The sequence below is a fragment of the Streptococcus sp. ELY_125 genome, assembly GCF_058314535.1.
Window position 1 is genome coordinate 21,812 of sequence record NZ_JBZFUM010000028.1, and the last position, 7,676, is coordinate 29,487.

The following is a 7,676-nucleotide window of genomic DNA, read 5'->3' on the forward strand; positions in this document are numbered from 1 at the left end:
ATTTAAATTTATTGCCCCTTAGCGGGCCTTTTTGCAGCTTCAGTAACTGCACCTTGAATCGTTTGAACATAGAGATCAGCTCCATTGGTAGACTGAGAATAATGAACACCATCTGTACCATCCCAAATGCCAGGATTATCTTGCGCGGTTTGATACCAATCAGCCACCGTTACATAACCATTATCCTCAGCCAATTGAAGCTCATAATCACGAATGGCCGACATCTTTGAATCCTCCTGAGAATCATAAGGTGTAACCAAAACCAAACGATGGCCATCTGGCAGAGCATCCAAAAATTGCTGAATATCATCTTGATAATTATCTGGTGAATTCACTCCTACAGCCAAGACAACTGTTTCTGGCAATGTATTAGCCTCAATATTCGTTTGGAGAGTCTCAAAGGCTGCATCAAAACTTCGGCTGACCGAAGCATCTAACAGAGCATTAGACATATTATGAGCAAAAGCATCTTGAGAGCGTAAAGCAACAGAATCCCCAATAACTAAGACATTATTTAAAGCATTAGCATCTCCTGCTGTCCTCTGGTTCATCAATGTCATATTCGTATCAGCCTGATTTAGAGAGTCCACTAGAACTCCCGATTCAAATTCACCAAGTCTAGGTGCTAATAAACTGATAGACAAACTAACCACTGCTAAGACACCCGCAAATCCACCAATCCACCTTTTATAGGGAGCAACATCAATGTCCATTCCCAACATTTGTAGCTCCTTGCCAGCAATCATTGGTTCGATAACGTAGAAGGAGAAGGCCGCAAAAATTGTAGATAGAATGAAGGTCAGTAAGCTCGCCAGCCAATTCGGCATTAACTGAGAAAAGATAATGTAAAATGGCCAGTGAAAAAGATAAATCCCATAGCTGATATCAGAAAAGAAAGTGATCACCACAGGCTCCTTAACCTCTGGTATCTTATCATGAAGAGCCCTAGCTGCATAAATCATGAGACAGGCAAAGAGACTAGTTAGAGCAAAACCAAAAAGGTAGGTCAAACGGCCCTCATAGGTTAAAACCAGCCCCAACAGGAGCAGAACAGCCCAACTTCCAATAAATTGCAACAAGATTCGCTGCAAAGACCAACGCTCAACATTTTTATCAAATCGCCTAGTCGTATCTGAAACTCCAGACATTGTTGCACAGATAGCACCCAAATAAAATGGAAAACTATGGCTAAAGGTAGAAAAGTAGTTGAAGGACACATTGTCTACCAAAATGCTACCGATAAACATGGTTAAATAGCTGACAAAAAACAGACTAATAGAGGCTAAGAAAATCCCTCCACGAAAATTACTTTGAGAAAGCTTACGTTTTGATAACCACCAAACTAAAATCCCCCAGAAAATATAAAAATGAACCTCAACTGCTAAACTCCAAGTATGCAGAAAAAGGTGAGGATTAAATTGATTCTCATAATTACTACCAATAAAGATTTCATACCAGTTGGTCATAAAACCAAAAGCGGCAACAATTTGCTTACCAATACTGGCAATAAAATCATTCCTAACCAGCAGGGTAAAGGGCATAGTAACAAGCACCATAATGATAACCGGAGGTACAATACGATAGAAACGCCGCTTAAAAAAACCTAATAAATCAATTGTCCGCTTACGATGATACTCATCAATTAAAAGAGCTGTAATCAGAAAGCCAGAGAAAGCGAAAAAAACATCTACCCCGATAAAACCACCGGGCAGAGCTTTTTTAAAAAAGTGATAAATCAAGACTAACAACAGTCCTGTCACCCTAACAAAAGAAAACCACTTAATCCGCATCTTGATATATTCCCTGTTTAAACCTTCCCGTATACGTTTGTCCGTCAGCTGTTGTCAAAGTGCCCTGACCATTAGCTTGACCTTTAGTAAATTCTCCCTTATAGCGCCAACCGCTCTTAGAAGTAAAAGTACCCTTTCCCTCAAACTGACCATTGACAAAATCACCGCTATATTTATCTCCATTTTTATAGGTTAGCCTTCCTTGTCCATTCATCTTATTATTTTTGACATGACCTGTATACACAATCTTCCCTTTATCAAAGGTCAAAGTCTTCTTTGAACCAAAAGGCATTAGCAAAATAGCCAAAGCGCAAATCAAAATAACAACAACCGCTGCTATTTCTACCTGTTCCCTGCTAATCTTGCTTAAATCAATCTTTTTCATTACATCTACCCTATTATTCACTGTCAATAATACAAAGCCAGTTGCGACATCCAGACTCAACCAAGGCATAAGTCTCCTCAAAATCCCCCGTATACCAAGGATCCGGTACGCCTCCCGCAATAAATAAGTGGATTTTCTTGCTAAAAGCAGGAAAACTATTTCTCAAATCTTCGACGTTTTGCTGATCCATTCCAAGTATATAATCAAATCTCTCCATATCATCTAGAGAAATCTGCTGCGATACCTTAGAAGTATCATAAAAAATGGCATGCTGCTTAAAAACATTTTGCGTCCCACGATGGATTGGGTTACCGTGCTCCCAAGAGGAGGTTGCACGACTTTCAATCAGGACATCTCTTTTACCCACCAATTTTTTCATCACAAACTCAGCCATCGGACTGCGACAAATATTTCCAAGACAAACAAAACATACTTTTTTCATAACAATATTATATCATATAGATTACAAAAACATAACGAAACAGTTTAGTTTAGAGGCTTTTCAATTCCCAGATGCTCGTATGCCTTTGCCGTCGCAACACGCCCTGAGCGCGTCCGCAAAATAAACCCTTTTTGAATCAGATAAGGCTCATACATATCTTCAACAGTTTCACGTTCTTCAGAAATATTGATAGATAAGGTAGCCAAACCAACAGGACCTCCCCCATACATATCAATCATAGTTCGCAAGATTTTCTGATCGATATAATCCAACCCTTCTTGATCTACATCCAACATATTTAAAGCTTTATCCGCAATGGCATCGTCAATAATACCATCACCGATGATTTGGGCGTAATCACGAACTCGTTTTAATAGTCGGTTGGCAATACGAGGTGTTCCTCTACTGCGTTTAGCAAGCTCAATCGCGGCCTCATGGGTAATGTCAGCTTCAAAAATCTCGGCGGTACGTTCAACGATCTCCGTTAAATCAGCAGCTTCATAATACTCCATATGTCCATTGATGCCAAAGCGAGCTCGCAAAGGGTTTGAAAGCATCCCAGCACGAGTCGTTGCCCCGATCAAGGTAAAAGGCGGCAAATCTAAGTGTACACTACGGCTAGCTTCCCCTGCTCCAATCATAATATCAAGGTAAAAGTCCTCCATGGCGCTGTACAACACTTCTTCAACAGCCATTGGCATACGGTGAATTTCATCAATAAACAGCACATCCCCCGGTTCAAGATCATTGAGAATAGCTACCAAATCACCAGCTTTCTCAATTGCAGGACCTGCCGTTTGTTTTAAATTAACACCTAATTCATTGGCAATCACGAAAGCCATTGTAGTTTTTCCAAGGCCTGGAGGGCCAAATAACAATACGTGATCTAGAGCCTCATCACGTCCTTTAGCAGCTTCAATGAAAATAGCTAACTGGTCCTTAACCTTATCTTGTCCAATATACTCTTTAAATGTTTGAGGGCGAAGGGTACGTTCAACCTCTCCTTCGTTTTCTAACATTTCATCATCCAAAATTCTAGTCATGCTATCATTATAACACAAATGCTTCTTACCAAAATCACCTAACAGTAAAGATTTTTACATTTCAATGTTAAAAAACATCTAGTAGATAAACACCCACAATCTAGGTAATATACTATCCATTGCTACTGACATAAACACAAAGATGATTCATCTGACACTCTCATTCAAGATCCTTTCTGATATATACCCACAAACGAAAAAAGCACCTTGCAAGAGACTTGCAAAATGCTCGTAAGTACTTATATAAAACTGTTCTTAACGTTTTGAGAACTGACTAGCTTTACGTGCTTTCTTAAGACCTGGTTTCTTACGTTCAACCATGCGGGCATCACGTGTAAGAAGACCTGCGCGCTTCAAAGAATCGCGGAAATCCGGATCTACTTGCAGCAATGCACGTGCAATACCGTGACGGATTGCACCTGACTGGCCTGCATAGCCACCGCCATCAACATTAACAAAAACATCATATGAACCAACAGTTGACGTAACTGCAAAAGGTTGGTTAATAACAAGACGTAGGTCTGCATGCGGAATATACTCTTCTACATCTTTTTTGTTTACTGTAATCTGACCAGTACCTGGGACCAAACGTACACGTGCCACGGCATTTTTACGACGTCCAGTACCTGTATATTGTGCTTGTACCATTTAAAATATGCTCCTTTCCTCTTAGATAAGACCTGAAATATCAAGAACTTCTGGCTGCTGTGCAGCATGAGTGTGCTCGCTACCAACAAAAACTTTCAACTTCATACCTTGCGCACGCCCAAGAGTATTATGCGGAAGCATACCTTTAACTGATTTTTCAATTAAACGAACAGCATTTTTAGAACGCAACTCACCAGCAGAGATTTGTTTCAAACCACCTGGATACATCGAGTGAGTGTAATAAATTTTATCAGTTGCTTTTTTACCAGTCAATTTAACTTTTTCAGCATTGATAACGATAACAAAATCGCCAGTATCAGTGTGAGGGGTAAAAGTTGGTTTATTTTTCCCACGAAGCACGCTAGCCACTACCGCTGACAAACGGCCTAGCGGTACATCAGTAGCGTCCACGACATACCATTTACGTTCAACTTCGCCTGGCTTAGCCATGTATGTTGTTTTATTCATGATTTCTCCTATACCATCATTTTTGTTTACAGTGTGGATGTTCCAAGTCCACAAATATTTCTAAAGCTTTCCGGGGCTTCTGAAATGGGGTAAACAATACCGCTTATTATCATACCAAATTTAAACCGGCAAAGTCAAGTGCTTTTCCTTTACTTTTTATCCCTAAAGTTCCACTGCATTGATGCCCTATTCAAAGAAGGCAAAATACGATAGGGACATATTTCTTTTCTAACTACATCACCTGAACAAAAAAGCAAGAATCTCTTGCCTTTTCCAAATCAACGAATGGTTAACAAATATCCCCAACCAAAACTACCTAATTTTGATCATCATCAAAATCATCAAATTCAATTTTGATATCTTTAATAAAAGCACTGCGTCCTTTAAAGGCACCGCCTCGCATCAAAAGCAAGAGCTTCCTATAATCCTCCGTACTTAGCTTTGTTTTCAACTCCTTAAGCTTATCCTTCAAAGCAATATAATCAACTGTATCCATTTTATGGTCAGGAATACGATGTCCGAGCTCAGAAATCTCTTCATAGATCATCTTATCAAATGCACGCTTTTGACTCTCTTGTTTTCTGATATTATCAAGAACGTAACTCCTAAATTTTGTTTTAAAGTAGGAGCGTAATTTTTCTTCATCGTGCATCAACTCAGGAAAACGTTCCAACAATTGATACAAAATGATCTGCGCCTCCTGCTTCCAATCATCATGTGCCCACAATTTAATATAATACTCACGTGCTAATTTTTGAACGATTTTCTTAACCGAATCAAAGGCTCCCACAAATGCATCATCATCCATACTTAGTACCTCTTTCAATAGAAACAATAAACCTGCTGTAATAACTTCGCGCTCCTCAACTACATCTTCTACATCATCCTCAGGAGGAAGCGCTGAACTCCGATTAAAAATCTCACGCAATTTTTTCTTATCCATAAACATAACTCCTTTTAAAATATTTTGACAATAAAGATTATAATAGAAGATTCAGAAAATTTATAGTGACATCGATGTCACCTATTCCACTATAAAATCCTTTGTCATAAAATAAAGTAAATAAGACATGCAAATTTATCTGCACATCTATCTATTCGTATTCAATTTAGAAAATTATAAAAATAGCTATTAAAATTTGAATTTTTTCCGATTAGTATCAGACTCACACATGCTATATTTCAAATTAATCACTGGGGAAGTTCCTTGAGAAATTGGCTAGATTACAGCTTGTACTTAACCTCAATCCCCCTTAAAAAGTTTATCACAAGCTTGCATAATCTAAGCTGGTTTGAAGATATTGTTTACACTAATGATTGACCCCACAAGGTAACCCTAAAACATCTTTCTTAAATTGAAAACTCCCTAACACTACTGACTGAAAAACACCATGAGAAACCTGTCAGTGCTGTTACCAAGCAAAAAATTAGTCATAGATAGAAACCTAAAGAAAGCTGACAAACAGCATCCGCCTATGTACATATATTTCTGACAGACAAGTGGATAACTCCCTAATAAATTGCTGACACTAGCCGAGTAAAGCCTCCCTCTTCAGTTACAAAAGCTTTTCAATCATTTAAAAAATGAGATACTATGAAGCTGGAAATTCACGTATCAGAGAGCATACCATCAAATATGAAAATTCTTATACCAGAAAGATCTCATTAAGAATACCTATACCATCCCAACTGTCTGCCAAGCCAAGTCTTGCCAGAATGCTGACGTCTGCGAAAAGACAAATACAAGTAATTTCTATAAAACCGCATACGAGTTCCTCATCACATCAGAACCGCACATTATAAAATTATTAAACAAAGTGTTACTCTCTCGCTCTTTCTGTGAATCCCTACAAAAATAAGGAAATTGCAGTGATGAATTACTGATCAAAAAATATTCGTTCCCTAATCCCTAAATTCATAAATTTAACAAATCGAAAATACCGAAGAATCAGGAAAACTAAAAAATCCCCCTGAAATAACAAACAAGGAGACTAAAACATAAGTATACCGGCGGCCGGGGTCGAACCGGCACGTCCTTGCGGACACTGGATTTTGAGTCCAGCGCGTCTGCCAATTCCGCCACGCCGGCTAGTATAGCATCAACTGGGGTAGCTGGATTCGAACCAACGCATGAGGGAGTCAAAGTCCCTTGCCTTACCGCTTGGCTATACCCCAATAGGCGAATGATGGGGATCGAACCCACGCATGCCAGAGCCACAATCTGGTGTGTTAACCACTTCACCACATTCGCCATATAACACGGGCAGTAGGAATTGAACCCACACTGAAGGTTTTGGAGACCTTAGTTCTACCTTTAAACTATGCCCGTAAAATGGAAGGGGAGGGATTCGAACCCCCGAACCCGAAGGAGCGGATTTACAGTCCGCCGCGTTTAGCCTCTTCGCTACCCTTCCATCATATATACAAAATGGCGCGAGACGGAATCGAACCGCCGACACATGGAGCTTCAATCCATTGCTCTACCAACTGAGCTACCGAGCCTTCCTACCTCCATAGGTATTGCGGGAGCAGGATTTGAACCTACGACCTTCGGGTTATGAGCCCGACGAGCTACCTAACTGCTCCATCCCGCGATATTATTAGTAAAGGAGGATGTGGGATTCGAACCCACGCACGCTGTTACACGCCTGACGGTTTTCAAGACCGTTCCCTTCAGCCAGACTTGGGTAATCCTCCAACAATAGTCCGTACGGGATTCGAACCCGTGTTACCGCCGTGAAAAGGCGGTGTCTTAACCCCTTGACCAACGGACCCTTCATGGGCACAAGTGGACTCGAACCACCGACCTCACGCTTATCAGGCGTGCGCTCTAACCAGCTGAGCTATGCGCCCAAACTAACTGTTTGGCACTTATAATTTTCATTATAAAGCGGGTGACG

7 protein-coding genes and 10 tRNA genes are annotated in these 7,676 nt (G+C 40.2%); all 17 read right to left on the reverse strand.

The genetic code is table 11. The annotated features are described in order from the left end of the window. Positions 1-8: 8 nt before the first annotated feature. Positions 9-1,790, reverse strand: coding sequence for an acyltransferase family protein (locus tag AC4HAL_RS09950; protein ID WP_491094043.1), 1,782 nt, complete (start codon positions 1,788-1,790; stop codon positions 9-11). Then, positions 1,780-2,175: an MORN repeat-containing protein gene (locus AC4HAL_RS09955; RefSeq protein WP_447453125.1), complete on the reverse strand. Its 396-nt coding sequence runs from the start codon at positions 2,173-2,175 to the stop codon at positions 1,780-1,782. Before AC4HAL_RS09955 ends, AC4HAL_RS09950 begins: the two co-directional genes overlap by 11 nt. A gap of 13 nt (positions 2,176-2,188) precedes the next feature. Next, positions 2,189-2,617 (reverse strand): low molecular weight protein-tyrosine-phosphatase, encoded by a 429-nt coding sequence (locus AC4HAL_RS09960; protein ID WP_447453126.1) that lies wholly within the window; start codon positions 2,615-2,617, stop codon positions 2,189-2,191. 44 nt (positions 2,618-2,661) lie between these two features. Next, positions 2,662-3,660, reverse strand: coding sequence for a Holliday junction branch migration DNA helicase RuvB (gene ruvB, locus AC4HAL_RS09965; RefSeq protein WP_491094044.1), 999 nt, complete (start codon positions 3,658-3,660; stop codon positions 2,662-2,664). A gap of 255 nt (positions 3,661-3,915) precedes the next feature. Then, the gene (rpsI, locus tag AC4HAL_RS09970) at positions 3,916-4,308 is read right to left on the reverse strand and encodes a 30S ribosomal protein S9 (RefSeq protein WP_447453128.1); all 393 of its coding nucleotides are present in this window, start codon (positions 4,306-4,308) and stop codon (positions 3,916-3,918) included. A gap of 21 nt (positions 4,309-4,329) precedes the next feature. After that, positions 4,330-4,776: a 50S ribosomal protein L13 gene (gene rplM, locus AC4HAL_RS09975; protein ID WP_002962718.1), complete on the reverse strand. Its 447-nt coding sequence runs from the start codon at positions 4,774-4,776 to the stop codon at positions 4,330-4,332. A 316-nt stretch (positions 4,777-5,092) separates the two neighbouring features. Continuing rightward, positions 5,093-5,719, reverse strand: coding sequence for a sigma-70 RNA polymerase sigma factor region 4 domain-containing protein (locus AC4HAL_RS09980; protein ID WP_447453129.1), 627 nt, complete (start codon positions 5,717-5,719; stop codon positions 5,093-5,095). 1,062 nt (positions 5,720-6,781) lie between these two features. After that, positions 6,782-6,865 (reverse strand) — tRNA-Leu (locus AC4HAL_RS09985). 14 nt (positions 6,866-6,879) lie between these two features. Further along, positions 6,880-6,951: transfer RNA gene (locus tag AC4HAL_RS09990), tRNA-Gln, on the reverse strand. 3 nt (positions 6,952-6,954) lie between these two features. Then, a tRNA-His gene (locus AC4HAL_RS09995) sits at positions 6,955-7,027 on the reverse strand. Between the two features lie 7 nt (positions 7,028-7,034). Then, positions 7,035-7,105, reverse strand: a tRNA-Trp gene (locus AC4HAL_RS10000). 4 nt (positions 7,106-7,109) lie between these two features. Beyond that, positions 7,110-7,190 (reverse strand) — tRNA-Tyr (locus tag AC4HAL_RS10005). 15 nt (positions 7,191-7,205) lie between these two features. Next, positions 7,206-7,278, reverse strand: a tRNA-Phe gene (locus AC4HAL_RS10010). 18 nt (positions 7,279-7,296) lie between these two features. Continuing rightward, a tRNA-Met gene (locus tag AC4HAL_RS10015) sits at positions 7,297-7,370 on the reverse strand. A gap of 13 nt (positions 7,371-7,383) precedes the next feature. Further along, positions 7,384-7,473, reverse strand: a tRNA-Ser gene (locus AC4HAL_RS10020). A gap of 5 nt (positions 7,474-7,478) precedes the next feature. Then, positions 7,479-7,550, reverse strand: a tRNA-Glu gene (locus tag AC4HAL_RS10025). A gap of 5 nt (positions 7,551-7,555) precedes the next feature. Next, a tRNA-Ile gene (locus tag AC4HAL_RS10030) sits at positions 7,556-7,629 on the reverse strand. Between the last annotated feature and the right edge of the window lie 47 nt (positions 7,630-7,676).